Here is a 24,279-nt window from a genome sequence, read left to right on the forward strand (position 1 = left end):
TATGCCGTGGAAGGAAATTGTGTTGGCCGCCGCTCTGGCGGCCTTGGCTTTTTTGGGCTGGGAGTTTCGAAACCTTGGCGCTGAGCGGGATGCAGCTGCAGCCCAGGCGGAGCAGGCTCGCAACGCTGAGGCGGCAGTACAGCGGGCGCGCGCCGTCGAACACAAAGTCGCAGTCAGCGATGCGGCAGCCGCCGCAGCATATCAGGAGGGATTGGAAAATGGGAAAGTGGAACTTCAAGTGGCTGTTTCTCGTCTGCGCGCTCAGCTCCGGATGCGCGACCAGCTTGCCGCCGGTGGCGGGAGTCTGTCCGAAGCTTCCGCCGGCGCCGGCGGCCGTGATGGAGAAGCAAGCGCCGAATTTTCTGGAGCGCAGCGAGAAAAACTTGCAGCAGCTCTTGAGCGATTTGGGGTTGAGCAGTACTCAATCGCCAGCGACTCCGACAAAGCTGCAGGGCGGCTCAACGCCTGCCAGGTGATCCTCAACTCGGATCGCACGCAGTAATGCCGTGGCAGACCGCCAGCCAGATGTGGTGCCTGACCGGCAGTGCCAGCGGCTGCTGGGCGCTGCCGGGGGTGAACCATTTTTGCAGCCGGCTGATGGACCACAGGCATAGCTCGGACAGAACTGCGTGGGTCAGCGGCCGGCCGGTCATCGACCGGTGGAGATCGGACATGACGTGGTAGAACTCCGGCTGGCTCAAATCCATGACGGTGCGCCATTCTGGTCTGGCACTTGCCGGGAGCGGCCGCGGTTTCTTCGATGTGCGGTAGCGTGGAATGCCCAACTGTTTGCGCTTGCGGGTGATGGTGCGAGCGGGAATGCCTGCCTCTCTTGCCAGCACGCTATCTTTGACAGCCCCGAGCCTCTCCAAAATGGATGCAGGCCAGTGGATGGCTGTCTGCGATTCGGGGTGTGCGGGAATCCCGAGACGGGATCGCCGCTGTCTGACGAGGTCAAGACTCACACTCAACTTCTGCGCCACGGTTTTGTCGCTGCTTTTGCCGAGCAAGGCATCCATTTCTGGCGTCCACTTTGTATGCGGAGCAAACGCAGGGATGCCAAGCCGCAGACGCTGGGCTCTAACCGCCCCCAAAGATCGGCCTAGTTTCTTGCCCAGACTCGCATCTGGCATGGTCCCCAACTGCGCAACCTCCTCGTCAGTCCATTGATACCACACGACTGGGACCGTTGCCGGGATGTTGAGGCGAAGTCTCTTTCGCCTCACCACGTCCAGGCTTACCCCCTTTAATTTGCCAAGCTCAGCATCGGGCACCTTCCCCAGCAAGGCAAGCTCATCATCCGTCCACTCGATCTGACTGACTGGACGGTGCCTGTCCCCTGAGAGGCCCAGGCTATTGGCCTTTGCTCGGATGGCCGGCGCCGAGCGCTGCAAGAGCGTTTGTAGCTTTTCAGCCGGCATGCTCCGGTAGTGCTGGCGGAGGAGGGCTATTTCATCCGGCGTCCATGTGGCTTTCATTTTCGGCCGCTTTCCGGCAAGGTGGCCGCGTCGATCTGGTTGCTGAGCCATTCCATGCCCAGCGCCCGCAGCTTATCCCAGCGCTCCGGAGTCAAGCGGATGCTGCCAGACTTTGCTGGGTTATCCGATGACTTGCGGCCGGCTCCAGGGCGAGCGCCGCCGTGATTCTTGGCATACCACGCCGGCGCAAAATTCTGCCCGTACGCTTCGCGCTCAGCGGCTTCCATATCGGCTTGTATGCTGGCGCCCTCGCTTTCTATCGCACGTTCCAATATCGCTATGTCTTCTTTGTCCAGTTCAATTCCATACACTTCGCCGATATCTGTCGCAAAGGGCCAGTCGCTCCACTTTGCGTCATTCAGTTTATTGTTTTCCTCCACGGCCAGGATGGCTTCCTTCAAGTTCTGATAGTTCATGATCTTCCCCTGTCGTTTTGACTGAATGCCTAGATCGCCTTCAAATCTTGCTCACGGCCCAGCATATCCACCATATAGCTGGCGCCTTGTTCGTCGGACACAAGTACCGCGCGGAAGCCAAGTAGAGCGGCGGCACGGGCAGTGGCGTGCTGGATGTCCCAAGCGGCGTCGCCCAGGTTTTCCGGTTCTACGTTGGATTCGATGTCGTAGATGGATTTCGATTCATCGATCAGCGCCTCAGCGGCGTCTTCGTCAATCCCGTAGCGGGTGGCCAGCTCTGCTACCAGGTCTTCCAGCTTGGCGGCGTCGTCGTGATAGAACAGTTCGCCGGCGCCGATGCATTCCGATTCGTCCAGTTCGATGGAGTAAGCCTTGAAGCTGCCGGCGGTCATTGCATAAACATGGCTGGAGAAGAACAGGAACGAGCCATAGCGACCGTGGGCATTGATCTGGCTGATGGCTTCCGGCGAGGTGTGAAACAGTTCCATGTCCTGCTCCGTGTGTTTTGTTACTTGAATTATGTATTACGTAATTCAAGATAGCAAGGCCATAATCAATAAGCCTGCTTGCTTCGTGGCATGTGTTGCAAAAATACAATGACATGGCTTGCTATAGTGACATCATGTGCGTCAATTTCACCCCACCCACTCACCGCCAGTTGCTCGATGGCTTCGGCCTGGACGCCGCCGGTATGGAGTGGCGCGCCGAAACCTGGCAGGACTATGCGGCGCCCATCATCACCGCCGGCGGCCTGTTGCTGGCATCCTATGGCTTCGTGCCTAAGCGCCATCTGCCGCCGGGCGTGCGGCTGACGACGATGAACGCCCGTGCCGAGACGGTAGGGGAGAAGCCAACGTATAAGGGCGCGTGGCGCCGGTGCCAGCTTTGCCTCGTACCGATGCAGGCTTTTTTCGAACCGTGCTATGAGACCGGCAAAGCCGTGCGCACCCGCATCAGCTTGGCCAACGGCGAGCCGTTTGTGGTGGCGGGGATGTGGCGGGTGTGGGAGGAGCCGGACGGCGGCATCTCGCATGCATTCACACAGATCACGATCAACGCTGACGAGCATCCGCTGATGCGGCGTATGCACAAGCCAGGCGACGAGAAACGCTCGCTGGTGATCCTGCCGCGCGAGCGGTACGGGGATTGGCTGGCGTGCCGAGAGTCGGAACTGGCGCGGGCGATGCTGGCGCCGTTTCCGGCCGAGCTGATGCAAGCGGCCCCGGCCCCGGTCAAATCAGTCAACGCTCAATAGCTGATCGATCCGAGTCGAGTAGCACGGCGAGCGTAGATCCTGGCGCATGTGCCAGTCCGCCGTCAGCTGCTCCGCAGCGGTGCGCAGTGTGCCGCGCCCCCAATCCCGGTTGATCTTGTCCATTGCCTCCATCAGCCGCGCGCGGCGCGGGTCCGGCGGCGCGGCGAACAGGTCCGACTGCTGTATGGCTTGATCGCCGATCTCCAGCAGCATGATGCCGGCCTTGTGATAGCGGAAGCCGGGCCGGTAAACGTGGCGCAAGCCGGCCAGCGCTGCGCGCGTGATCAGCAGCGTGTCGTTGCTGGGTTGCACCAGAGGCACCACGATATAGGGCCGATATTGCGGCTCCTCTGAAAACGGGCTGGTCATGATCTGCACCGCCACCAGCTTGGCCACGCTGCGCTGCTGGCGCAGCTTCTCGGCGCCGCGGGCGGCATGGTGAGCAACGGAGGCGGCGAGGGTGGGCAGGTCGGTGACTTTCTCGCTGAAAGAGCGCGAGGCGATGATCTGCTGCTTGGCTGGCGCCACGTCTTCCAGGGCCAGACAGCTGACGCCGTTCAGTTCCTGCACTGTCCGTTCCACCACGACACTGAACTGCCGTTTGATGTGGCGCTGGTCGGCGCGCTTGAGTTGCAGCGCGGTAGTGATGCCCATCGCGCCCAGCTTTTCGGTCAGCCGGCCGCCGATGCCCCAGATGTCGCCGACAGGCATTTGCCCCATCAGCGTGTCGGCCTCGGCCGCGTTCAGCCAGTCCCAGGCGAACACGCCACCCCATTCGCTGCGCTTCTTTGCGACTCGGTTCGCCAGCTTGGCAAGCGTCTTCGACGTGCCGAAGCCGACACAGGTCGGGATGCCAACGCGCTGCAGCACCGCCTGCCGGATGCGGTGGCCGTGGCTGTCCAGATCCGGCATGCCGGCCATGCCCAGGAAGCATTCGTCAATTGAATAGACCTCCTGGTCCGCCGCGAACTCGGACAGCACGCGCATCATGCGGTGGCTCATATCGCCGTAGAGCGCGTAGTTCGAACTGAACACCGCCACCTTGTGCCGCCGGCAGAGCCCGGCAATCTCGAAGAAGGGGCCGAACATTTTCAGGCCCAAGGCCTTGGCCTCGGCGCTGGCCGCGACGACGCAGCCGTCGTTGTTGCTCAGCACCACAATGGGCCGGCCGGCAAGGTCGGGACGAAACACCCGCTCGCATGAGGCATAGAAGGAATTGCCATCCACCAGGGCGAACATCAGCGGAACCTCTTCACACAACCGCGCACCACCCCCCAGACCTCCAGTTCCTGGCCATCGGCCAGGCGGATGGGCTGGTAGGCAGGGTTCTCGGCGATCAGCGCGCAGCGGCCACGCGCGCGGTGCAGTCGTTTGACGGTGAACTCGCCGTCGACGACGGCAATGATGATGTCGCCGTGGTTCGCGGTCAGCCCTTTGTCCACGACCAGCAGGTCGCCCTCGTCGATGCCGGCGCCGCGCATGGAGTCGCCGCGCACGCGCACAAGGAAGGTGGCCGCCGGGTCGGAGATCAAATAGCCGTCCAGACTGATAGCGTCGTCGAGATAGTCGTCAGCCGGAGACGGGAAGCCGGCACGCACCGGGGCGCCGGCCACGGGCAGCAGTAGGCCGCCGACGGCTGGCCGGCTGGGTGGGTGTGAAGTCATATTCGTGAAATTTGAATGCGTACAAATTCAAATTAGACCACGGTCAAGAGAATATCAAAATGGGTTTTTAGTATGCTTTTGGCAAGAATCCGACTTCGTAGTCGGCTACCAGCCGGTAGAGGAGTAGCAAAAGAAAACGGCGCTACAAGAGCGCCGGCAAGGAGTAGGCAGAGAGTCTCATCAGTTGGGACTGTGTAGTTGGTATCCATGCCGTCGCCGGCGGCGGTCAATGTCCTTGAGCCGCGCTGTGCTGAATGGTTCTGTCGCCAAGCCACCGCGCCGACTCCCGCGGCCACCCCAGGCGCGCACGATCACGGGCCTGTCGAACAGGTCCAGTTGGATGGCGATAGCGTAGTAGCGGTCGGGGGAGAGGTAGAGGCGCATGGCGGATTGCTCCTTGATTTGCAATCAGCATGGCAATTATGCGTGGATTACGCAAATTTATATCAAATGATGCGTGGACTGTGTGTCAATTGGGCGACTCTCGCCGTACATCGCGCGCTTTAATGCAACTGTGCATGTGCGCAAATGGGTAAATGAGCAGGTGAGCAAAAGGGCAAATGCGCAAATGCGCAAATGCGCAAATGCGCAAACAGGCATTTACCCATCTTTGTAAGGGCGCAGCGGCGGAAGACCGCGCTCGGCAAGCACGCGGTTGAATCCCTCCACGCCAAGGTCTTGTAGGCTAGATGGGCGTTCCGCTTTGGCGAGGTCCGAGAGCCGGCGGTGGTCGTCAGGGTGGACCTTCACCTTGACCGACACGTAGTCCGGCAGCGGCTTATCTTCCTTGGCTGGCAGCTCAGCCTCGCCGGTGCCCAAGAAAGCCTTCAAGCTGGTCTTGCTCATTGCAGCCTCTCCTTGATCCACTGCCACAGCGCGCGGATCTCGGTCGCAGCCTTGCCGCGGGGGTCGAACTCCGTCACAGTCCGGCCCGTGTAGATGGCGCGCGAGAATGCTATACGCTCGCCGATCTCAACAGGTGCCACGTCACCGAAGTCACCCAGCGCTTGGCGTGCGTCGGCCACTTCAGGCACGCGAGGAGGGCAGGCAGACAGCACGAACAGAGGCTGCTTTCCGGCGGCCGTGACGATCTTCACGGCGTTGCCGACTGCGGCTAGATCAAACGCCGTTGGCCGGACGGGAATCAGGATGATGTCAGCGACGCGCGCAATGGCGGCAGAGTCCGGTGAAGAATGAGGAGGGCCATCGATGACTGCTAGGTCAAACGCTTTGGCTCTGGCGGCTGTGAGAGCGGTTTGAAGCTGGGACGGTGGCGTCTTTAGGACGATGGGCGTCGAGGCTGCGCGGCAGGCCGCCCAGCGCGAGCTTGAAGCTTGCGCATCGTCTCGGTCGAGGATGATGACTTTGCAGCCGTCCTCTTCTGCGGCGACGGCCAGGTGAACGGCCGTGGTAGATTTACCCGAGCCGCCTTTTTGCGAGAATGTGGCGATGGTTTTCATATTTTCTCCATGCATGAGAAAACCCGCCGAAGCGGGTTGGGGGTGTGGGTGGATTTGTACCGTAAGTGAACCGGGTTCGAATGGAGTGTTCCCGGTATACAACGACTTAAACTTGCAAACTTGCGGAAGTGCACATGCTTAAGTGATTGAATTCAAAAGTATTTTACACTGTACTTCGGACTTGTAATCAGGGGGTCGCGAGTTCGATTCCTGCCGCCGGCACCATATTCCACGGGCCTTGTAGCGATACAAGGCCCGTTTGCTTTGCTCTGCAATTACCTGGTCGGTTTGACCTTATCTCCTTTTTTATTCCGAATATACGCTTCTGTCATTACGATGGAACTATGGCCTAATTGCCGTTGTGCCTGCCTAACATCTACAGAGTCATCCGCTTTATCTGTGCCAGCTTTAGCTCGTAGGTCGCGGAATTGGAATCTACGTATCTCCGCTGCAATGTGGGGGCTACTTTCCGCCGCTCGCTCCCTTGCATCTTCGAACCGGCCACGTAGCCCACCTTTCGTTAGGGCCTGTCCATCCTCTTTCACGATCAGCTTAAGTGACCTCAGTCGGAGCCTGACCTTGCGCTTGGCAATCCTGCAGAGGAGCGCCTCCAGTTCTCCTGCCACCGCGATTCGCAATTTCTTTGAGGTTTTGGATTGCTTAATTTCGATTGAGCCGTCCTTAATATCACGCTCGCTGATGACTAGTGTATCAGCGGGCCTTTTTCCACATGTGGGAGAGGAGGGCCTTCTCTCGATTAGCCGCAACTTTGCCAGACTTGCTGCGTTTGTCCATATACATGACGCACATGTACGGGTTCTATGTCCTCAAGCTGAGCAGGTTCAGAATTGCAGAAGAACTCCAGCAAATTTTTCATCTGCCGTAGGTTTTCAATTTGCGTCCTCGGAGATTTTAATGGAATGGCATCTTGCATGTACTTATCTGCCAGATCCTTGAAAGTAGGAAGCGCCATGGCCGGTATCTTTGCTTTCTCAAGCTCTGCCCAGCGCTGCACTGCTAAAACATAACCTGGCCCAAGAGGAAGCTCACACCTAGTCATGCAGGCGTTGCGGGCCCATTCGTTTCTCCAAAAAGAAAACCCCTGTCATTTTTCATGAACGGGGGTTAAATGGTAAGTAACGAGAAAGAAAAATTTAAGATTGGCACATTAAAGGGGCGCTACAGACAACCTTTGCGATCAATGACGCTGCCTATGACATGTCATATCATCTTGTTTTTTATCAGGCGCATTCAGATAGTCGATAATCGCCTTGTCCACACATTTTTCCTTTCCCGATAATGCTAGAGTGTGCCCATCTCCTTCCAGAGTAATCAATCTACCTTTAAATTGAGTCGCCATATTTTTTGCATTCTGCCATGGAGTCGTAGGGTCATATCGCTGGGCTACAAAAAGCAACTGAGGCAAGACGGGTATGCTGGCAGGACGTCTCGAATGAAAGTTGCTCTTCCAAGGCCACATATCGCACAGTTCAACAGGATCTTGTTCTTGGGGCTGGAAATTGATTGCAGGGAACGCTTCTTTTATTTTTCGTCTCCGATAAAGGATATCATCCTGACTGAGTCCGGCGGGAGAGAAATCGACACAAGATATGACATTAAGAGCATCCTCCGATAGGTTTGAAATTGAATCAGACTCCTGCTGGCTCAAGATTTTTTCTACCTTTTTTCCGACAACGCCTTTACTTAGCTGTCTTACTACTGTGGCCAAATCGGGCCAAGATGAATGCCATATTAGGAGTGATGTGGTTAGCGATCTCAGCTCATTGGCTGATACCTGCTGACCATCTGACCTGGATAGTGGCGAAGAATGCAACTTGTTTAGCAGATCAATGTACTGTTGAGTTGCTACAGCTTTATCGGCAGAAAGTGGGCATTTTTTGGTTTTTGCGCACCATGCAGCAAATCGTTCAAAAGTCGCCTGATATCCTCTTTCCTGATTCTCTCGCATGAGATAACTATCTTTTGCTTCATCAATGTCTACAACCCCGTCAAGCACCATGGCCCGGACATTATTGGGAAAACGCTCTGCATAAATCAAGCCGACTTGAGTTCCATATGAGTATGCTAGTGCTGTTATTTTTTTATCGCCTACAGCTTGCCGAATACGATCCACATCACTTGCAGCTTCGTCAGTACCCATATGTTTTAGAACATCAATGCCTGTATATTTAACGCAGGCATTGATCAGATCTTTGTTATAATTTTCGGGGGTAGACGGCTCTTCTATCATTGTGCAGTCAATTATGGGCTTAGACTGCCCAATCCCTCTAGGGTCGTATCCCACGATGTCCCAAGATTCATGTATTTTCTTGGCGGATCCTTCTATATCTACCCATGGGTTAATGCCAAAATAACCAGGCCCTCCGCTAATAACCAAAAGAGAACCCTTACTCACCCCTTTGGCAGGAAGCCGGGTCAGAGCAAGCCTGACTACATTTCCGGTACCCTGTTCATTAAGACTTGTTCCACTGATGTATTTCAATGGGACGTCTAGGTACCCACACTGCAGTTCGGTATTAGGAGGGTCTTTAAACCAGTGACGGAACTTTAAGCCTGAGCAATTTTGCCATTGGACTGTTGAAGCCTCGGTGCTAAATGATATGACGCTCATCAATATTAGTATGGACATGAAAGAATTCATTTGGCTATCCCCAGTGTAGTTGTCTGACATGTACAAGTGCCAGAAGTAGCCATACGCTTATTGCGTGTTATATATGCTTGCCTCTGGCTGCCGGGCAATTGATAGTTGCCGTCGAGACTGTATCAGTTTGATTTATGCTACTTCCCCACTTTCTTGTGTATCTTCTGCAGTCAATTTGTACATACAAAACGCAGCAGTTCGGTGTTGACAGCTTCGGTGTAGATCTACTGCACCGACTCGATGCCCAGGTACAAGAGCTAGGCGACGTCCTCGCACGAGAACGTGCCTAGGCAAATAATCTGGGCACGTGGATTAGGCGACCTTCTGCTCGGCCGCCGGCGCCCGCGCGCCCGATCTTGCGCGCTACGCGCTGTCTCCCGTGGGCTAAATCTGAAACTGCGCCACGGATGAACACAGGTTGTCGGTCACTTCGTTTTAACCGTCACGAACCCGCTCCGGCTGGGGTTACGACAGGCCATCGGTATCATGCAAAGCCTGTTCAAGCTGGCAGGGCCGTCCCGGGCTACTGCACGCTGTCCAAGGGATAGCAGATGCTGCAGGTCCAAATTCGCTACCGGAAAAATTCAGGCGCGCTGAGTTACCGGCATCAATATGTTGGGCGAAGGTGAGTGAAAAACCAGGAAGCACTGAGCGGAATATCGCAGGCAATTGCGTAAGGGTACATTAGGGCATCGATTCGGAGGCCCAGCAAATCTACTCCATTGAAGTGATGGACAGTAGTTCAGTGTGTGCGCAAATTTTGCCTTCGCGCAAAGATACGAGGCAGAGGAAAGGAAGTTCGCTGGGCTACCAAACCCCGATCGAGTTCCGAATTTCTCACCTTGAGGCCGGAAATCTCTAGATTAGGTCACAGGGAAAATGAGCGCCGACACATAGTCAAATCGTCTGAATATTTTTCATTACTTGCTAATTAGTAATACTTGACCGTCCCTAAGCTCTCACAAAGAACGTGAATAATACCTAAAAAGTCTGTGAACTGTCGTTGCCTCATAAAGTCCCTACAGTGTGCGGCCGCATTGATATTAACTCCATTGTTAATATTGTTTTTATTTTGACTTTCTTAATCAAGGCTTAATGTGGGTGTTGAGGCGAGAGCCTTTAACTATTCCTGTTGCCTGAATTTTATCGTCACTATAGAAATTTGCGGTTTTGCTGCATTTTTCTCGCACATTAAAGGATTTGAGTCATGAAGACCATCAACGCTCTAACCATTCCTTTTGCCGCTTTTCTTCTGCTGGCTTCCTCTATTGCCAGCGCATCATCTATCGGCTCCACTCAAGCCAACCAAGTCACTTCTGCTACCCAACAAGCCAGCAAGAATGATAGCAATCTATCCCCAAATGCTCTAATGGATCAAATCCAACCAAGGAAACCAGGGCAATGCTTCTCCGCAAAGAACTGCACAGGTAAGGTTATTGGAAATCACCAGCATGCCCACAACTGCAAGAATGCCGGCGGCAAATCTTGGCGGAGCGGTGTGACAGGACAATGCAGTAATTTGTAATTGCTCAGATCTTAATCTGAAACTAGAGCTTCGCGAGCCTCGGCTCGCGAAGCTTTGACGTGCTCGCCGTGTAATGCGCCCACGACGTGTAGTAGATCGTAAACAGGTTCAAAGACATAAAAAGACCCCAGCCAAAGCTGGCTGGGGCATGGTCATAACAGGAGGCTGACATTGAGGGTGCCAGCTACTGCCTGTTATAGGCATGGGATATGCCCGTTAGAACTGACCAAAAGACTGGCGGCATCAACATTAGATGCAGCCACCCGACGTTTTTGGCGCGGAATGTTGCTTGTGGCCATCCTTACCGGAAACGGCAAGGCTGGTGCGGTCTGTGCGTTGAGCTCCTCAAGGGGGGGCTCGCACTGTAATGCCGACTTTTATATTTCCAGAAATGATTTCTAACGAAAATGCTATTTCACACATCTATTTAAAAATCATATCCACATAGATCCAATTGGAATTTAAAGATAATAAATAATCACTTTTGGCGATATGACATTTCTGATTAGATGCAAACATCACTTGCAGCTTCAGGATGTCGCCATGCCATGACGCACCCCCATATACCTCCACCATCGTGCTCCTAGTGCGTAAGGGCAACCTCAAGAGCGTTCGCGATTGGGACAACCTGATCAAGCCCGGCGTCTAGGTGATAACGCCCAACCCCAAAACCTCGGCGGCGCATGCTGGAACTATCTGGCGGCCGGGGGATGTGCTGAAACAGCCCGGCGGCAACAAGGCCAAGGCTTGCGCCTACTTTGATGAGCTGCACAAGCACGTGCCGGTGCTCGACACCGACGCGTCTAGAGCGAGGCCGACCTTTGCCAACGCGAGCAGCGCCTCCGGCGTGAATGCTTCCCCGGCTGCGGTGTGTTTGATCCGCTAAGTGGGGCAAGGCGAAAACGGTTGAGGAAGCGGGATGTACGCCTCAGTGCATGAGCATTTCGAAGACGGTTGCAACGCATTTGTCTGACTATCCCGTCAACGCGCAGCGTATCCAAACAGGTTCTAAACCGTTTTGCCAAGATCGCAGGTGCTTAGTTCATTGCTGACGCTATTCGGGCGTCGGGATGCCGCAACAAGAGGAGTGATGCTATGAAACTCAAACATGCCTGGCGCAAAGTTCGCCTGACGAGCACGTTTTCAATCATCGCAACTACGCTTGGCATGGCTGCTTGCCAAGCCGTTGTGCAAGCTGGGCCAACGCTGCCACAAGCACAGTTGCTGACACTGCCTGGCTCACCTTTTGGGATTACAGCCAGCACTGATTCTCATTGGCTATTTGTCGGTTTGAGTGGCGCGGTCAATGGCATTGCCATCGTGAACACACGTACTAGCAGCCTTCAACTTGCAAGAGTAGCGCAAGACTTCTTGATAAGTTATTGAATTTATTGACACTTGACGGCGAATTCTCAGGGCGCTAGAGTGTATCTAGAGTGATTTTACAGGGGTTTTCAGGGTGTCTATATCTATTTGTCATTAAGTGGGTGTCGATCTGTGGGGGACTGCCTAGACCTGTCTAGCCCTCTCCAAACCCTTAACACGCGCCAACACATGCACGCACGCGCACAGGCAACAAGAAACGAATATGTCCGCCAGCATTGATAACAAACGCAAAACACTAGTCATTGAGCTTCCTAAGTCTTTAGGAGGCAAAAAGACGACTAGGGGGCTTGCGCAACTGCCTCAGCACGCTTGGGAAGCTGTCCGCGATTCCGTGAATGGTTACATGAAGGTTTTACGCATCCAGACACGCGGAACGGCTGCGGAAGGCTTGGACCACTGGAAACAGGTTTCTGATTATCTAGATGGCGAGTTTGTGCGGGTTCTGCAAGTTCATTACAGGATGGATGCTTCTAGGTCTATGCAGTTCATGCACGTCCAGCAGCAGGCCGTAATAGACGCACTAGCGGCTGTCCATCAGCAGGCTATCAACGCACCAGCGACAGCAGCCAGTGCATTAGAGACGGCTACAGCTATCAAAGCGCCAACTTTAGGGGAGCTATGCGCTAGATATGTGCAGGAGAGATTGAAGGGGCAATACTCGAATAAAACCAAGGAGGCAACAACTGTATTCTTCGGGAAAGATGGTTATTTGCTCAGAGGGACGAAAAAGACTCCGGAAGGATTAGCAAGGCCGGACACGTCTATACTCTCCATCGAGCGCCATCAAATTCTAGGATGGGTCAATAAGTTGTGGCCGGATATAGCTGCATCTACCCGCAAACTATATATGACTTATATCGGGAGTTTCTTTGGATGGGTTGAGACTACGCAAGGCATTAAAGGCTATGTGAATCCCGCTGTTGGACTAACCCCACGTAGGGGACAGGCAGCCAAAGCCAGCACTGGCGCATATTCAAAGCGGTGGACAGATGAAGAGCTTAAAAAAATTCTGTCTGTCACCACGGATGATGACGCCGGTTCATGGTTAATCCGAATTATGGCCTACACTGGCTTAAGAATTGATGAAGCTGCCCAGCTCCATAAAAAGGATTGTGTACTGAAGCATTGCGCGGATGGTGCTAGATATTTTGCTGTTACTTGTGATATCACGGAAGACGATGAAGGCACTAAGAAATTGAAGTCTGAGGCGGCGAAGCGCACTGTTTATCTCGGATGGCCGGAAAGGGTGATTGATGCCTTCATCGCCTGGATGGACTCTCAAGACTCTGAATTAGTGTTCAGCGGCCTAAAACGGGACGAAACGCGGGGATATTCAGCTAGCGCGGGATGGAGAACTAAAAAGATATTTGAGGTGCTAGAGGGTGAGATATCGAAGAAAGAAAGGCCGAATCACGCATTTAGGCACGCTTTTAATGATCGCTGTTTGAAAGCTAGAATGCCCCTAAGAATGGAAAAAAGAGTAATGGGCCACTCATTAGCAAATGATATGACAGCGGGGACATACGCCGAAGACTATCCGGACGATGAAGTGTTCACAACACTGCGGGACGTTGGCGTATGGAGTAACTTATTGTAAGAAAGTTTGAGGATTTGTTAAGTCCGACCGCTGCCAGCTCCATGGATTGGTACCATGCCCCTTTTGATTGAGGGGATTTGCATGAAAAGCTTTGTTATCGCGTGGTCCGGTGTCTTTCTAGTCTGGCTCCTAATCTTTGTTGTGGTGGCTAGGGAGAATGGCGAAAAGGTAGCATACGCATTTAAGGCCGCGCTGGTGGTTGTTGGCGTTCTGATGGGCGTTGGGCTGGTAGGCGCGGCCCTGGGCACCATGTGGTAACATGACACAACTAAATAGCGTAAGATAGCATGATGGATGAATTTATTGTGACTGGTGGACATCTGCCGACCGTCGAAGAGATCAAGGCCGCTAGGGCTGAGGCAGGGCTGACACAACAGCAGGCGGCGGAACTTCTCTACACCACACTAAGCGCCTGGACGACTTGGGAGTCACAGCCGGAAAGTACGCGGTATAGGCAAATGCCCGCGATGGCGTGGGAGCTTTTCTTGAATAAACGCTTTATGTCTTCTTAACCGTACTTTATGTTTGTACGACGCTAAGCCACTTTATTAACCTAAAGTGGCTTAGTTGTTATTTTGGTTTAAATGTATCTAATCACGAATGTTATGGATGATTAAATTATATTGTTCTTGGGACTGCACTGCTTTGTAGAGTTTTAGACTTCGATGGCTGTAGGAAATTTTCCTCTGGTGATACTCTTCTGTTCTCGCTCCAAATATAACGCCTTTAATCGCCTCTTCTGGAATGCCGACTAATACGCCATTGTGTTTTTCTCCGGTGGTTAAAACAAATCTAAATTCATCCTCGTATGTCCAGTGAGTAGATTTTGTATATAAAATCTTACTTATCAGCTCTTCTCCCCACTCGCCCTTTTTAGATTTCAGTGCCCGTTTTCTAACATCTTCTAATTGTATTAGGGGCGGTGTCTCCTGATATTCAACATCGCCACTAATTAGCCTGCCGGTTATGTCCTGTTTATCCTCGCTGTCTTTGCGTCTGAAATAAGTGGCATTTTTAATCGCTTTTTTTGAAAGGGCGAGGCAGAAACCGGTGTGATTTTCCGCGTAGTGTGCCCACATTAGCGATTCATTGCATTTACGCGATAGGCAAAAAGTTGCAACAAGGTCAGGGGAGTCAAACAGTTGGCGGGCTAATTGGTTAATGGTTGCAGGGGGCAGCTCAACCCCCGCTGTTTCTATGCCGAAATGGTTCTCATATACATCATTGAATCTCTCTCTGTTAGCGAAAAATATTTCTTTGTCAGTTAGCACTTTTTCAGAGTATTCGTTGAATGGGTAGTACTTGAATAGAGTATCATCAGGATCAAAATCTGGATGCATTTGTCATTCCCTCGGGTTGATGTTGATTAGGCTGCATGAGTATCTCTTTGAACTAGCCTCACATGATAATAACATATTTGCCAGTTGTGACCCTGTCTTGCTGGGCGCTGCGCCTTCATGCCATGAGGTTTTTTTGCGGAAACGTGTTGACGTGCACAAAATACATATGCACAATGTGCGACATCGAAACACGTAACAGCAACACGAAAGGGAACGCGCCATGACTATCCGCCTCTTTGCTCAGCCTTACGACTTTAACGCTCGCGGCTTTTACTTCACCAGCCTTGAAGAGTATCAAGCACAATTCGACGCTCGCCAGCCTGTTGAAGAATACGAAATTCAGCTAATTGATGGCAATGATGACGATGTAACAGTCTTTAACCTAATGAATGTCAATCAGGCAAACATTGAAGAGTATTTTGAAGCCGCTGAAGAATACTCCTACCTGACTGAAGATGAAAAGGTTGCTGTCCAGCACATCATCGGCCACGAAAACAACTCTTTCGAATACGCGATGGAACACTATGAAGATGTCCGAATCTATCGCGGAAACCTTCAGCAAGTAGGCATTCAGATGGTTGAAGAGAGCTGCCTGTTAGATGGTATCTCTGAAGAGGTTGCGCGTTACTTTGACTTTGAAGCCTACGCCAAAGACATAGAGTTAAACGGCGAGCTGACCGAAGTTGAGTATGAAGTTTATGCGACCCCAAGCCGCTAAAGGAGCAGGACATGCGAACAGCAAGCTGGGTTATCCGAAAGAAGGGCAGCACCTCCGGTCTTTACGAAACCTTTAACAAAGAGCTGGCAGACAAGATAAACAAAGAGAAGTACGAAGCAATCCCAATCCTTCAATACCTTCAAGAGCTTAACAGCGCAGCCAAAAGAGGCGCGCAACTGTAAAGCAATGGCTGTTGTCTACCCGCTCTTTAACAATTAGTATGCTTCAAACACGATGTAAGATAGCAAACAGCCGTACATTCAAGCCTTGAGTGTTCGCCTGTTTGCTATACAGAACACAGTAGAGTTAGACTCATTTCGCAGCGTAGCTGTAATTAACCAAAGGACAACGAGAATGAAATTTCCGACTGCTGAAGCTCTGGGCCTAGATTTGGCTAGCCTGTCGCTTACACAGCTTGACGGCCTAAACCAAGAGACAGGAGAGCAGCTTAAGGCACTGCGCAAGGAAGAAGAGAAAAAGGACATGGCACTTATCAAAGAACTGGCGGCAAAGCACGGCCTACAGTTCACGTTGACGGGCGCGGACGGCCTACAACAGCCTATCAGAGCTAAAGCTCCGTCCAGCGCTGGCGGAAGCTCGCTAAAGGGCATGAAACACCCGGCACGTTACCGGAATCCAGCAAACTATGCAGAGACGTGGACAGGGCTAGGAAGAAAGCCGGTATGGGTGCAAACCTACCTTGACAATGGCGGGAAGCTGGATGACATACGGATTAAAGAGGGCGACAACAACGCGCACGCGCACTTGAAGCAGCCGATTAAGGGCTGAGTTTCTTGTAACAGAATTGTTTGTAGACGTTAAGAAGCATTGAGGGCTGGCCTGAAAAGGTCCGCCCTTTTATTTTATATGCATGAAGATACCCTGTCTTCATCGCCTCACAACCCCTCTCCATTCCAATATATTAGCAAAGCCTAATTTTTATACAGTATCGCCATTGCATTGCGTGTGGCATTTGTACAGATTGCGTAATAAAGTTCCTACGTTTTTAAACATTCGTTTAACAGACGCGGGGACAATCTCAATTTTTCAGTTGATGACATCCAATTAACACACAGTAGCAAGAGAACGCTTTCAGCGCCTCTGCCCACCGTCAGCACTTTTCGAGCTTTCGGACTGGCATGACATTCAATTAACACACAGTAGCAAGGAAATCACACTCCGCGCTATCCACGCTCACACCTTAAAGAAATCTTAAAGACTATTTTAAGACTCTATAAGTAAAGCCTTTATTTATTCCTTTTATATGGAGATTTCACCATGTCCTATATCAACGCTCTGACCGTATCCGCCGCTAACCAAACCCAGCCCATGACCAGCAGCGAAGCGGGGACGCTGACCATGAGCAGCCGCGAGATTGCAGAGCTTGTAGAGAGCCGCCACGACAAGGTTAAGCAGTCTATTGAGCGCCTTGCTGATCGTGGCGTTATAGCACGTCCCTCAATGGGGGATATGCCCGCAAAGGTAGCGAATGGACGCACCTACTACGAAACCGTTTACCACGTTGGCAAGCGTGACTCTTACATTGTTGTCGCGCAGCTCTGCCCGGAATTCACAGCACGGCTTGTAGACCGCTGGCAAGAGCTTGAGGAGCAGGTTAGACAGCACGCCGCGCCGGCCTTCCAGCTTCCGCAGACATTCGAAGATGCCTTGATCTTGGCCGGACAGGAAATGAAGCAGCGCAAACAGCTTGAGGCAAAGCTTGTAGAGGATGCGCCGAAGGTGGAGGCATTCGAGGAGTTCCTATCTACAGATGGTTACTCGACCGCGACAGAGGCCGCCCAGCGGTGCGGGATTGATAGCGCCATCGTGTTGAATCTGATTCTGAAGACGTTGGGACTGTTTGACCGCCGTTCAGGGCCCGCAAAGCTGACAAAGAAAGGAGCGGCAAGCGGCTTCTTTAAAGTGGTGTATCGGAAATCCACAAGGACAGGCCACACCTTCCCCCAACTGATGTACGTAAACAAAACCCTACCGGACCTTCGGGATGTTATTAGCCACGCAAGGGCAATGAACATCGTCTGATAGGCAAGTTTCCATCATTAAAAAAAGGACCAAAGAACAATGCAAGGCAATCAATCCCGCGTTAAAACCATCCGCACAAAGCAACAAGAATCCTTTAAAGAGTTCCGCAAAGAACAAAAGCCAAAGAGAGTCCAAAGCGCCAAGCGCTTCTATCTAAGCTAATCCGCTTCACCTTCTAAATCCTTCCAATTTTTTTGTATGCCTGAAATACGGCAGGGGAAAGTCATGCCCGTAGAATCTAAAGAACTCGAATCCTTTAAAGAACTGTTCGGCTCTGAACTGGTAGATGCTCAAATCGCGCTTGAAGTAGAGGCTAAAGGATTAGCTGAAGAACGAGCAAAAGAAATCCTTGTGAAGTGCGCCGAAGAAGGCAACTTTGATTCTACGATGGTGGGGAGTGTTCTAATGTCCCGCCTAATTCCGGGTATTGCCACGCGCCTTGCTGAGTGGATGGCGAAGGCTTCAGGCAAAGGAAAGAACCACTCTGCTGTAAAGTATTTCCGGCAGCTTCCAGAAATCAACGAGAAGACCAAAGAAACACGGTACGAAAAGTTGGCGTATGCGGGCTTAAAGCGGACGCTATCCGCAATTATGGCGCGAACAACAGCATCGCCCATTTCTCTGATGTTCCAGATTGGAAAGACAATCGAAGAGGAGGTCCGGTTTACTAACCTTCTGGCTGCTTTACCGGCTGGGATGGCTTCTGCTATCAGAATGGGCGTTGCGCAGCGTGTGGAGGAATCCTATAAGCGCGCATATCTGAAGGCCATCGAGCGCCATCGCGGCATTGAATGGATTGAATGGGATGCGCAAGCCCGCGCTAGAGTTGGGGAAGTCATTCTAGATGTTCTGGTAGCGTCTGGCGTGGTGGAGCTGGAAACGCGGGAAACCTATAGAGGAGGAAGCGTGACAATGGAAACATTCGTCATTCCCTCCGGTGCGATGCGGCAGGCTATTGGGGCTTACTCTGACAAGCTGATGCAGCAGTCCCATTTGCATCTGCCAACAATCATCCCGCCAAGAGGATGGGGCGATTTAAGGGACGGAGGCTATTACTCTGAACACGCCAGTTGCTCACTTTTTCGAATCCCTTCGCAAACCGCTCCAGCAGTAAAGAAGAACTTTTATGCGCATCTTGAAGACGTTGAGCTTTCTAGAGTAATCAAAGCCGTTGAGGCAATGCAGAACACAGCATGGCAGGTTAATGGCAAGGTTCTGAAAGTTGCGAAGTCGGTCTTTTCTTCAGCCTACAGCGGCATGGCAGGGCTTCCACACTATGAAGAAATCCCAATCCCGCCCGATGCACCCGAAGGAGCAAGCGAAGATGAAATAAAGGAGATTAGAAAGAAGAAGACTCTGGCGCATCTAGCGAACAAGAGAAGAGTATCGCAAGCATTAAGAGTTACCGGCTCAATAGCAATAGCAGAGAAGTTCAAAGATCACGAAAGGATATACTTTCCACACAACTTTGATTATCGCGGACGCATCTACCCAATCCCTTCATTCTCTCCCCAAGGTGACGACCTCACTAAAGGTCTTCTTCAATTCGCTGATGCGGGTCCAATAGGGACTGAGGAAAATCTAACACTCTTCAAGGTTCATGGCGCGAACTGCTACGGACACGACAAATGGACAATTGAAGAGAAAGTGAAATGGGTTGATGAATACTCCGCCGAAATTCTTGAAGTAGCGAAAGACCCGCTTGCCGCTGTTAGCTTTTGGGCCAGCGATTCTGTGGACTCCCCATTCTGCTTTCTAGCTTTCTGCTTTGACTACGCTGGTTACATTGAAGAGGGCCTTTCCTTCAAGTCTCGTATTGTTCTGGCCTTTGACGGCTCTTGTTCCGGTATTCAACACTTTAGCGCATTGCTGCGCGATGAAGTTGGCGGCGAAGCTGTGAACCTTGTGGCGGGTCTTCCACGTAGGGACATTTATCAACTCGTTGCCGATAAAGTAAATGGAGCAATCGAACATTACCTTAAAGAAGGGGAGGGGGATGAAATAGTCGAAATTAAGACCGATGAAGGAGAAACGCGAGAGCATCTAAAGCTAGGAACGCGAACCCTCGCACAGCAATGGACGTTATTTGGAGTAGGGCGAAGCACGGTAAAGCGCTCTGTGATGACTCTAGCTTACGGGTCAAAAGAGTACGGATTCCGTGAGCAGGTTGAAGAAGACACCATTTATCCAGCAATCGCTAAAGGAGATGCAACCTTTTCTGCTCCACGCCAAGCCGCCGCCTTCATGGCTAAGCTGATTTGGGAATCCGTTCAATCAACTGTGGTAAAGGCTGTTGAAGCTATGGCCTTCCTTCAAAAGCTCGCGGCGATCATTTCAAAGTCCGGCCATCCTGTTAGTTGGTATACGCCAGACGGAATGCCTGTCCAGCAGTTCTATTACAAAACGGCCTCAAAGCGTGTCCAGTTCCTCATAGCAGGCCAGCGGCGTCTATTCAGCATCGCAACTGGCACCGAAGAAATCGACCCGAGAAAGCAAAGAAGCGGAATCGCTCCAAATTTTATTCACTCCCTGGACGCTTCCCACATGCGCATGACCGTCAATCAATGCTTTGACGCCGGTATCCGCAACTTCGGGATGATCCATGACAGCTTTGGCACGTCCGCGGACAACGCAGTCTTGATGTTCAAGGGCGTGCGTGCGGCGATGGTTGATATGTACGAGAACAGCAACCCGCTTGTTGAGTTTGTGGAGCGCATCAAGGCAACGCTGCCGGAAAAGCTGGCTGCTGAAATCCCCGCACTACCACAGCCGGGGAGTCTGGACCTACGCGGCATTCTAGATAGTGAATTCGCGTTTACCTAATCCCCTCTTTAGGCCCTTCGGGGCCTTCTTCGCTTCATGCCATTCAATTAACACACAGTAGCAAGGAAGACAAACCACATGACCAACCATCCGCGCCGCTTCCCGTCTTCGGACTTCGGAAGCGAACCCGACTATCTGAAGGAAGCCCGCAAGGTTCCGGCTGCATCTCCCAATCATGGCCGAATCTGGCCGGCGATTGTCACCCTCAAAACCGACCCATTAACCAAGCTCAAGCGAGCGAAAGGAGTAAACAACCATGACCGTTAAACACAAATCCCAAAAGCTGCCGCGCTACAAGAAGCCGTTCCACAAGAAAGGTCCGCACTACAAAGGCGGCAAATGGAACGTCAATGTTGCTATTGACGATCATGTCATTTTGCACATTGAAAGCGAAAAGGAAGTCAACACGCTTAAAGACCTTATCCGAGACGATGTTGAAGTCACCTTGATCCAAAAACCGGAAAGCATCAAGGAGCGCATCAAGTCCGCTCTGAAAGCCTTTAAAGCCATCTTTACCGGCAACTAATCTATACAAAGGAAATCAATGCGCCGCCTTGTAAGCCCCCAGCGCTGTCTTACCTTCAATCCCAAGCAAATTCAAAAGGCCATTGATCGCGATGGCTATGTATTCGTGCAAGCAAAGATTGATGGCGTCCGCTGCCTGATCTTCAGAGAAGCCGGAAAGCTCCACATCTTGAGTCGTGAGGGGATTCCATTCATCGCCCTTCAATCTTTTGCAGAACACGCTTTCAATGATGTTGAGATTCCTGATGGCTTTGTCGTTGAAGCTGAATTCAAGACTTACGGTATCAGCTTTCAAGAAATGAACGGACACGCAAGACGGCATGAGCCGCTTGATTTGGCGCATTGGGATAAATCCTACTTTCACCCGTTTGCGTGTGTCCCGTTAGCAACGCTTGAAATGACAGGCGATAAGGAGTTCAGCAATGTAGATTCCCGCTCATTGGCTCTTTTGATTCAGGGTACTAAATTCCTTCACCCGCCACGCTTCACAGCATTTAGCCTGGATGAGATTGATAAGTTCTATTCAATATTCCTAGATACAGGTTTTGAAGGCGCTGTAATTAAAGAAGCAGGCGGCACTTATAGGAACGGTAAAAAAGTTGGGTGGTGGCGCAAAGTCCCTCTTGAAACCATCGATGGCCGGATTATCGGCTTTGAAGAGGGTGAAAAGAAACTCAAGGGTACGTTAGGCGCAATCGTGGTCCAGCTTGAAAGCGGCATTGTTTGCAAGGCCGGAAGTGGATTTGATGATGGCCTGCGCAACGCCATTTGGGCGAATCCTGACGACTACTTAGGCCGCTGTGTGGAGCTTGAATGCAAAGAGCGCTACGAAAGCGGTGTGCCGCGTCAACCTATCTTCAAGTGTTTCCGCGATTTTGATTATGCAAAAGGAGAAAAGCTGTAATGGACATGACTAAATTTATCCCTGTTTCTAGTGTTAGCTTCTACCAAAAGCCGCATGAAGGCTTAGAAGACATTAAGCGACATTGGATGCTGGGAATGGGGCCGTGCGGAAAAGTTATTGATGGCTTGAGGGTAACAATAGCGGGCGGTGCTTTAGTAATTCATCAACAGCATCAAGACACAAGCGAAAAGATCGTAGCAATCCCGCTGCATCTGATTAACTCTGCAATTCACTTCGAGGAGTAAACACAATGAGCAAATTCGTTGTTGGAAGTATGGTCCGTTTTAATCATGCGGTAATAAGCAACAAGACGATCAAGTGTATTGCTGAACTTGGGTGCGATCCATTCGGAACCCATGAAGTAACTTATATTGGCGCGTGGGGTGGCGTGGGTATTCAGAGTAAGTACGGCCAGTCTTATTGCTTCGATGAAAGTATTCTTTGCGTTGCGGAGGTTAGCAAAAGTAAACCGCAAACAGCCATTCAAGTGCTTGAAGAAGGCATGAAGGCCATGAAGGACCGCGCAAAGCTCCGTGATAGCGCTGGTGGCGAGCGCTCCATGCAAAAGGCTATTGAAGCCTTCAACGCGCTTACCGGGCTTGAAATGGACGAGGAAGAGGGCTGGCTATTTATGGCGCTGCTGAAGGCTTCCCGAAGCCGTAAAGGCGAATTTCATCTTGATGATTATATTGACGGCGCTGCTTACTTCGCTTTGGCGGGTGAAGCGGCTGCAAAGGAGGCTAAGCAATGATGAAAGTTCTTGAGTTCAAAGCGGAAGCTAAGCCGGATTCATTTCGCGGCATTCGTAATAGCGTTGCGTATTCAATGACTGTAATGATTGGTGGCAAAGTACTGCTAGTCCAGCAATTCATGCCTTCGGAAATGGGTATGCGCTACGGATACGAATACACAAAGAAGAAGATGATGGCGGAGATTGAAAAGCAGCTATTCCGCGATTTCAACATTTAACAAACAGAGGAGATTTAAATATGGCAAAGAAACAACCTAAAATGGCGCTGCTGCGCTCCGGCAAAGGCACCGCATATTTCCCGTCCCTGCGGGATGAAACCATCTTTGAAGGTACGCCGACAAATAAGCGGCAGATTGGCTGGATTCATCAAGACGCGAAAGACGATGCAAAGCTTATCGAAGCATGCGAAGCCGCGTGGCAATCCCTGCTTGACGATCCCGAAGCATGGGGCCTGACCGCTAAGAACGTCAAAGCAGTGGAGAAAGACCCGGACGACTTTGACCGTCCGAATATGCCGTATAAGGAAGACGAAAAGACTGGCGGAATGCTGTTTAAAGCGAGTACCAATCACCGCAACAGCGAAGGCGAGCTGAATAAGCCTGTCCGCGTCTGGGATGCAGCCGCCAAGCCAACTGAAGAAGACGTGTTGCATGGTGCAATCGTCAAGGTTGCTGTTCGCATCCGTCCTTACGTAATCAATGACCGAAACTATGGTGTGACCATGTATATCGACGGTGTTCAGCTAATTCAGCAGGGTGAGGGCCTTGGTGGCTCCAACCCGTTTGAAGATGAAAGCGACGGCGAGTTTGCACGTCAAGTAGGCCACGATGCCGGCGGCGAAGCGGAAGACTGGTAAGGCGCATTGGAGCTGTCACAAAGCGGAATCATACCGGAGTGGACTAGAGGAGGACATTGCAGCCACGTTAGCGAGTAAAGGCGTCAGCGCAGACTATGAGCGCTACTACCTTCCTTATCTGGTCCCCGCAAGCGACCACAAGTACACGCCTGATTTCGTCCTGGATAACGGCATCATCATCGAGTCAAAAGGTCTTTTCGACACTGAAGACCGAAAGAAGCATGTCCTTATCAAAAAGCAATATCCCGACATTGATATCCGCTTTGTCTTTTCCAATCCCAATTCAAAACTTTATAAGGGTTCCCCCACTACTTACGCCAAATGGTGTGAGAAAGAGGGTTTCTTATATTCCAAGAAAACAATTCCTATTGAATGGCTGATGGAGGCTAAAAAGTCTCTTCATCCCGCTTTGAAGGAGAAAAACAAAAAGAAGGAGTGAATCCCGTGGCTTTCAAAGAAAGGAAAGAAACCAAATATATTGCAGTTCATTGTAGTGCTACCAAACCATCCCAAGACTTCCAAGCCCGTGACATCAAGCGTATGCATCTGCAACGCGGATTTCTCGACATTGGCTACCACTTCATCATTACCCGAAGCGGCGAAGTCCAGAAGGGCCGGCCTGAAAATGTAATCGGCGCTCATGTAGAGGGCTTCAATTCCGTTTCCGTTGGAGTCTGCCTGATTGGGGGCGTTAAGGAATCTGACGGCGTTACAGGCGAAAACAACTTCACTGAAGCGCAATTCAAAGCACTACGCGGCGTTTTGAAGTCCCTGAAAGAAATCTATCCGGCTGCTGTAATTCAAGGCCATCGTGATTTCCCGAATGTGGCGAAAGAATGCCCGTGCTTTGATGTAAAGAGCTGGCTGGAGGAATAA

The 24,279-nt window shown here is 51.7% G+C and carries 33 protein-coding genes; 22 read left to right on the plus strand and 11 right to left on the minus strand.

The window, feature by feature from the left end:
- Window position 1 precedes the first annotated feature (1 nt).
- Window positions 2–502, plus strand: coding sequence for a hypothetical protein (locus ACUXV1_RS15745; protein ID WP_446015837.1), 501 nt, complete (start codon window positions 2–4; stop codon window positions 500–502).
- On the opposite strand, the gene ACUXV1_RS15750 is transcribed toward ACUXV1_RS15745, so the two are convergent.
- From ACUXV1_RS15750 to ACUXV1_RS15760, 3 genes are read right to left on the minus strand one after another with little or no spacing between them, the layout of a single operon-like run.
- Entirely contained in the window at window positions 480–1,478 is a 999-nt protein-coding gene (locus tag ACUXV1_RS15750) for a hypothetical protein (protein WP_446015836.1), read from the minus strand. The genes ACUXV1_RS15745 and ACUXV1_RS15750 overlap by 23 nt on opposite strands.
- A complete protein-coding gene (locus tag ACUXV1_RS15755; protein WP_446015835.1) occupies window positions 1,475–1,894 on the minus strand; it encodes a hypothetical protein in 420 nt (139 codons plus the stop codon). Before ACUXV1_RS15755 ends, ACUXV1_RS15750 begins: the two co-directional genes overlap by 4 nt.
- Before the next feature lie 29 nt (window positions 1,895–1,923).
- Window positions 1,924–2,382 (minus strand): hypothetical protein, encoded by a 459-nt coding sequence (locus tag ACUXV1_RS15760; RefSeq protein WP_446015833.1) that lies wholly within the window; start codon window positions 2,380–2,382, stop codon window positions 1,924–1,926.
- Between the two features lie 113 nt (window positions 2,383–2,495).
- Between ACUXV1_RS15760 and ACUXV1_RS15765 the strand changes: the two genes are divergently transcribed.
- Window positions 2,496–3,149: an SOS response-associated peptidase gene (locus tag ACUXV1_RS15765; protein WP_446015832.1), complete on the plus strand. Its 654-nt coding sequence runs from the start codon at window positions 2,496–2,498 to the stop codon at window positions 3,147–3,149.
- Here the strand turns inward: ACUXV1_RS15765 and ACUXV1_RS15770 are convergent.
- From ACUXV1_RS15770 to ACUXV1_RS15800, 7 genes are all read right to left on the minus strand, one after another.
- The gene (locus tag ACUXV1_RS15770) at window positions 3,132–4,388 is read right to left on the minus strand and encodes a Y-family DNA polymerase (protein WP_446015831.1); all 1,257 of its coding nucleotides are present in this window, start codon (window positions 4,386–4,388) and stop codon (window positions 3,132–3,134) included. The two genes, ACUXV1_RS15765 and ACUXV1_RS15770, sit on opposite strands and share 18 nt — an antisense overlap.
- Window positions 4,388–4,813, minus strand: coding sequence for a LexA family protein (locus ACUXV1_RS15775; RefSeq protein ID WP_446015829.1), 426 nt, complete (start codon window positions 4,811–4,813; stop codon window positions 4,388–4,390). The genes ACUXV1_RS15770 and ACUXV1_RS15775 overlap by 1 nt, the downstream gene beginning before the upstream one ends.
- Before the next feature lie 600 nt (window positions 4,814–5,413).
- On the minus strand, window positions 5,414–5,659 hold the full coding sequence (locus ACUXV1_RS15780; protein ID WP_446015828.1) for a hypothetical protein: 246 nt from the start codon (window positions 5,657–5,659) through the stop codon (window positions 5,414–5,416).
- A complete protein-coding gene (locus ACUXV1_RS15785; RefSeq protein WP_446015827.1) occupies window positions 5,656–6,273 on the minus strand; it encodes an AAA family ATPase in 618 nt (205 codons plus the stop codon). Before ACUXV1_RS15785 ends, ACUXV1_RS15780 begins: the two co-directional genes overlap by 4 nt.
- Window positions 6,274–6,548: 275 nt before the next feature.
- Window positions 6,549–7,040 carry a tyrosine-type recombinase/integrase gene (locus tag ACUXV1_RS15790; protein WP_446015826.1) on the minus strand — a complete coding sequence of 164 codons (492 nt, stop codon included), beginning with the start codon at window positions 7,038–7,040 and terminating at the stop codon, window positions 6,549–6,551.
- A complete protein-coding gene (locus ACUXV1_RS15795; RefSeq protein WP_446015824.1) occupies window positions 7,031–7,333 on the minus strand; it encodes a hypothetical protein in 303 nt (100 codons plus the stop codon). Before ACUXV1_RS15795 ends, ACUXV1_RS15790 begins: the two co-directional genes overlap by 10 nt.
- A 138-nt stretch (window positions 7,334–7,471) precedes the next feature.
- Entirely contained in the window at window positions 7,472–8,776 is a 1,305-nt protein-coding gene (locus ACUXV1_RS15800; protein WP_446015823.1) for an alpha/beta hydrolase, read from the minus strand.
- Between the two features lie 1,366 nt (window positions 8,777–10,142).
- Between ACUXV1_RS15800 and ACUXV1_RS15805 the strand changes: the two genes are divergently transcribed.
- The 6 genes from ACUXV1_RS15805 (at window position 10,143) to ACUXV1_RS15830 (ending at window position 13,955) form a co-directional block, all read left to right on the plus strand.
- Window positions 10,143–10,460 carry a hypothetical protein gene (locus ACUXV1_RS15805; RefSeq protein WP_156038873.1) on the plus strand — a complete coding sequence of 106 codons (318 nt, stop codon included), beginning with the start codon at window positions 10,143–10,145 and terminating at the stop codon, window positions 10,458–10,460.
- Between the two features lie 649 nt (window positions 10,461–11,109).
- Window positions 11,110–11,346: a hypothetical protein gene (locus tag ACUXV1_RS15810; protein ID WP_196783775.1), complete on the plus strand. Its 237-nt coding sequence runs from the start codon at window positions 11,110–11,112 to the stop codon at window positions 11,344–11,346.
- 209 nt (window positions 11,347–11,555) lie between these two features.
- On the plus strand, window positions 11,556–11,846 hold the full coding sequence (locus ACUXV1_RS15815; RefSeq protein ID WP_446015821.1) for a hypothetical protein: 291 nt from the start codon (window positions 11,556–11,558) through the stop codon (window positions 11,844–11,846).
- 202 nt (window positions 11,847–12,048) lie between these two features.
- A complete protein-coding gene (locus tag ACUXV1_RS15820) occupies window positions 12,049–13,443 on the plus strand; it encodes a tyrosine-type recombinase/integrase (RefSeq protein WP_446015820.1) in 1,395 nt (464 codons plus the stop codon).
- A gap of 54 nt (window positions 13,444–13,497) precedes the next feature.
- Window positions 13,498–13,701 carry a hypothetical protein gene (locus ACUXV1_RS15825; protein ID WP_446015819.1) on the plus strand — a complete coding sequence of 68 codons (204 nt, stop codon included), beginning with the start codon at window positions 13,498–13,500 and terminating at the stop codon, window positions 13,699–13,701.
- 32 nt (window positions 13,702–13,733) lie between these two features.
- Window positions 13,734–13,955: a hypothetical protein gene (locus ACUXV1_RS15830; RefSeq protein WP_446015818.1), complete on the plus strand. Its 222-nt coding sequence runs from the start codon at window positions 13,734–13,736 to the stop codon at window positions 13,953–13,955.
- 78 nt (window positions 13,956–14,033) lie between these two features.
- Here the strand turns inward: ACUXV1_RS15830 and ACUXV1_RS15835 are convergent, their stop codons facing one another.
- Entirely contained in the window at window positions 14,034–14,783 is a 750-nt protein-coding gene (locus ACUXV1_RS15835) for a DUF2971 domain-containing protein (protein WP_446015817.1), read from the minus strand.
- Window positions 14,784–15,003: 220 nt separating this feature from the next.
- On the opposite strand from ACUXV1_RS15835, the gene ACUXV1_RS15840 reads away from it, so the two are divergent.
- The 14 genes from ACUXV1_RS15840 to ACUXV1_RS15905 all read left to right on the plus strand — a co-directional run bounded on the left by ACUXV1_RS15840 (window position 15,004) and on the right by ACUXV1_RS15905 (window position 24,279).
- A complete protein-coding gene (locus ACUXV1_RS15840) occupies window positions 15,004–15,501 on the plus strand; it encodes an antirestriction protein ArdA (protein ID WP_446015816.1) in 498 nt (165 codons plus the stop codon).
- An 11-nt stretch (window positions 15,502–15,512) separates the two neighbouring features.
- Entirely contained in the window at window positions 15,513–15,683 is a 171-nt protein-coding gene (locus tag ACUXV1_RS15845) for a hypothetical protein (RefSeq protein WP_446015815.1), read from the plus strand.
- 172 nt (window positions 15,684–15,855) lie between these two features.
- Window positions 15,856–16,290, plus strand: a complete 435-nt coding sequence (locus ACUXV1_RS15850; RefSeq protein WP_446015814.1) for an H-NS histone family protein — start codon at window positions 15,856–15,858, stop codon at window positions 16,288–16,290.
- A gap of 489 nt (window positions 16,291–16,779) precedes the next feature.
- Complete coding sequence (locus ACUXV1_RS15855) at window positions 16,780–17,544, plus strand: Rha family transcriptional regulator (RefSeq protein WP_446015813.1); 765 nt, start codon at window positions 16,780–16,782, stop codon at window positions 17,542–17,544.
- 225 nt (window positions 17,545–17,769) lie between these two features.
- Entirely contained in the window at window positions 17,770–20,367 is a 2,598-nt protein-coding gene (locus tag ACUXV1_RS15860; RefSeq protein WP_446015812.1) for a DNA-directed RNA polymerase, read from the plus strand.
- A 78-nt stretch (window positions 20,368–20,445) separates the two neighbouring features.
- A complete protein-coding gene (locus tag ACUXV1_RS15865; protein ID WP_446015811.1) occupies window positions 20,446–20,634 on the plus strand; it encodes a hypothetical protein in 189 nt (62 codons plus the stop codon).
- Window positions 20,624–20,893 carry a hypothetical protein gene (locus tag ACUXV1_RS15870; RefSeq protein ID WP_446015810.1) on the plus strand — a complete coding sequence of 90 codons (270 nt, stop codon included), beginning with the start codon at window positions 20,624–20,626 and terminating at the stop codon, window positions 20,891–20,893. The genes ACUXV1_RS15865 and ACUXV1_RS15870 overlap by 11 nt, the downstream gene beginning before the upstream one ends.
- An 18-nt stretch (window positions 20,894–20,911) precedes the next feature.
- Window positions 20,912–21,796 carry an ATP-dependent DNA ligase gene (locus ACUXV1_RS15875; RefSeq protein ID WP_446015809.1) on the plus strand — a complete coding sequence of 295 codons (885 nt, stop codon included), beginning with the start codon at window positions 20,912–20,914 and terminating at the stop codon, window positions 21,794–21,796.
- Window positions 21,796–22,041, plus strand: a complete 246-nt coding sequence (locus tag ACUXV1_RS15880; RefSeq protein ID WP_446015808.1) for a hypothetical protein — start codon at window positions 21,796–21,798, stop codon at window positions 22,039–22,041. The genes ACUXV1_RS15875 and ACUXV1_RS15880 overlap by 1 nt, the downstream gene beginning before the upstream one ends.
- Window positions 22,042–22,046: 5 nt before the next feature.
- Window positions 22,047–22,547 (plus strand): DUF6378 domain-containing protein, encoded by a 501-nt coding sequence (locus ACUXV1_RS15885; protein ID WP_446015807.1) that lies wholly within the window; start codon window positions 22,047–22,049, stop codon window positions 22,545–22,547.
- On the plus strand, window positions 22,544–22,765 hold the full coding sequence (locus ACUXV1_RS15890) for a hypothetical protein (RefSeq protein WP_446015805.1): 222 nt from the start codon (window positions 22,544–22,546) through the stop codon (window positions 22,763–22,765). The genes ACUXV1_RS15885 and ACUXV1_RS15890 overlap by 4 nt, the downstream gene beginning before the upstream one ends.
- A gap of 20 nt (window positions 22,766–22,785) precedes the next feature.
- Window positions 22,786–23,403 (plus strand): hypothetical protein, encoded by a 618-nt coding sequence (locus ACUXV1_RS15895; RefSeq protein WP_446015804.1) that lies wholly within the window; start codon window positions 22,786–22,788, stop codon window positions 23,401–23,403.
- On the plus strand, window positions 23,375–23,842 hold the full coding sequence (locus ACUXV1_RS15900) for a hypothetical protein (RefSeq protein WP_446015803.1): 468 nt from the start codon (window positions 23,375–23,377) through the stop codon (window positions 23,840–23,842). Before ACUXV1_RS15895 ends, ACUXV1_RS15900 begins: the two co-directional genes overlap by 29 nt.
- A 5-nt stretch (window positions 23,843–23,847) precedes the next feature.
- The gene (locus tag ACUXV1_RS15905) at window positions 23,848–24,279 is read left to right on the plus strand and encodes an N-acetylmuramoyl-L-alanine amidase (RefSeq protein ID WP_446015801.1); all 432 of its coding nucleotides are present in this window, start codon (window positions 23,848–23,850) and stop codon (window positions 24,277–24,279) included.

This window comes from Chromobacterium sp. W521 (assembly GCF_052805975.1).

Excerpts from the sequence above, each read along its gene's own strand:
- ACUXV1_RS15855 (WP_446015813.1), top strand. The coding sequence starts at position 16,780 with ATGTCCTATATCAACGCTCTGACCGTATCCGCCGCTAACCAAACCCAG.
- ACUXV1_RS15825 (WP_446015819.1), top strand. The coding sequence starts at position 13,498 with ATGCCCCTTTTGATTGAGGGGATTTGCATGAAAAGCTTTGTTATCGCG.
- ACUXV1_RS15880 (WP_446015808.1), top strand. The coding sequence starts at position 21,796 with ATGGACATGACTAAATTTATCCCTGTTTCTAGTGTTAGCTTCTACCAA.
- ACUXV1_RS15845 (WP_446015815.1), top strand. The coding sequence starts at position 15,513 with ATGCGAACAGCAAGCTGGGTTATCCGAAAGAAGGGCAGCACCTCCGGT.
- ACUXV1_RS15765 (WP_446015832.1), top strand. The coding sequence starts at position 2,496 with ATGGCTTGCTATAGTGACATCATGTGCGTCAATTTCACCCCACCCACT.
- ACUXV1_RS15750 (WP_446015836.1), bottom strand. The coding sequence starts at position 1,478 with ATGAAAGCCACATGGACGCCGGATGAAATAGCCCTCCTCCGCCAGCAC.
- ACUXV1_RS15900 (WP_446015803.1), top strand. The coding sequence starts at position 23,375 with ATGCCGGCGGCGAAGCGGAAGACTGGTAAGGCGCATTGGAGCTGTCAC.
- ACUXV1_RS15895 (WP_446015804.1), top strand. The coding sequence starts at position 22,786 with ATGGCAAAGAAACAACCTAAAATGGCGCTGCTGCGCTCCGGCAAAGGC.
- ACUXV1_RS15830 (WP_446015818.1), top strand. The coding sequence starts at position 13,734 with ATGGATGAATTTATTGTGACTGGTGGACATCTGCCGACCGTCGAAGAG.
- ACUXV1_RS15780 (WP_446015828.1), bottom strand. The coding sequence starts at position 5,659 with ATGAGCAAGACCAGCTTGAAGGCTTTCTTGGGCACCGGCGAGGCTGAG.
- ACUXV1_RS15775 (WP_446015829.1), bottom strand. The coding sequence starts at position 4,813 with ATGACTTCACACCCACCCAGCCGGCCAGCCGTCGGCGGCCTACTGCTG.
- ACUXV1_RS15785 (WP_446015827.1), bottom strand. The coding sequence starts at position 6,273 with ATGAAAACCATCGCCACATTCTCGCAAAAAGGCGGCTCGGGTAAATCT.
- ACUXV1_RS15745 (WP_446015837.1), top strand. The coding sequence starts at position 2 with ATGCCGTGGAAGGAAATTGTGTTGGCCGCCGCTCTGGCGGCCTTGGCT.
- ACUXV1_RS15890 (WP_446015805.1), top strand. The coding sequence starts at position 22,544 with ATGATGAAAGTTCTTGAGTTCAAAGCGGAAGCTAAGCCGGATTCATTT.
- ACUXV1_RS15755 (WP_446015835.1), bottom strand. The coding sequence starts at position 1,894 with ATGAACTATCAGAACTTGAAGGAAGCCATCCTGGCCGTGGAGGAAAAC.
- ACUXV1_RS15760 (WP_446015833.1), bottom strand. The coding sequence starts at position 2,382 with ATGGAACTGTTTCACACCTCGCCGGAAGCCATCAGCCAGATCAATGCC.
- ACUXV1_RS15820 (WP_446015820.1), top strand. The coding sequence starts at position 12,049 with ATGTCCGCCAGCATTGATAACAAACGCAAAACACTAGTCATTGAGCTT.
- ACUXV1_RS15885 (WP_446015807.1), top strand. The coding sequence starts at position 22,047 with ATGAGCAAATTCGTTGTTGGAAGTATGGTCCGTTTTAATCATGCGGTA.
- ACUXV1_RS15870 (WP_446015810.1), top strand. The coding sequence starts at position 20,624 with ATGACCGTTAAACACAAATCCCAAAAGCTGCCGCGCTACAAGAAGCCG.
- ACUXV1_RS15875 (WP_446015809.1), top strand. The coding sequence starts at position 20,912 with ATGCGCCGCCTTGTAAGCCCCCAGCGCTGTCTTACCTTCAATCCCAAG.
- ACUXV1_RS15795 (WP_446015824.1), bottom strand. The coding sequence starts at position 7,333 with ATGACTAGGTGTGAGCTTCCTCTTGGGCCAGGTTATGTTTTAGCAGTG.
- ACUXV1_RS15850 (WP_446015814.1), top strand. The coding sequence starts at position 15,856 with ATGAAATTTCCGACTGCTGAAGCTCTGGGCCTAGATTTGGCTAGCCTG.
- ACUXV1_RS15770 (WP_446015831.1), bottom strand. The coding sequence starts at position 4,388 with ATGTTCGCCCTGGTGGATGGCAATTCCTTCTATGCCTCATGCGAGCGG.
- ACUXV1_RS15860 (WP_446015812.1), top strand. The coding sequence starts at position 17,770 with ATGCCCGTAGAATCTAAAGAACTCGAATCCTTTAAAGAACTGTTCGGC.
- ACUXV1_RS15815 (WP_446015821.1), top strand. The coding sequence starts at position 11,556 with ATGAAACTCAAACATGCCTGGCGCAAAGTTCGCCTGACGAGCACGTTT.
- ACUXV1_RS15835 (WP_446015817.1), bottom strand. The coding sequence starts at position 14,783 with ATGCATCCAGATTTTGATCCTGATGATACTCTATTCAAGTACTACCCA.
- ACUXV1_RS15865 (WP_446015811.1), top strand. The coding sequence starts at position 20,446 with ATGACCAACCATCCGCGCCGCTTCCCGTCTTCGGACTTCGGAAGCGAA.
- ACUXV1_RS15805 (WP_156038873.1), top strand. The coding sequence starts at position 10,143 with ATGAAGACCATCAACGCTCTAACCATTCCTTTTGCCGCTTTTCTTCTG.
- ACUXV1_RS15840 (WP_446015816.1), top strand. The coding sequence starts at position 15,004 with ATGACTATCCGCCTCTTTGCTCAGCCTTACGACTTTAACGCTCGCGGC.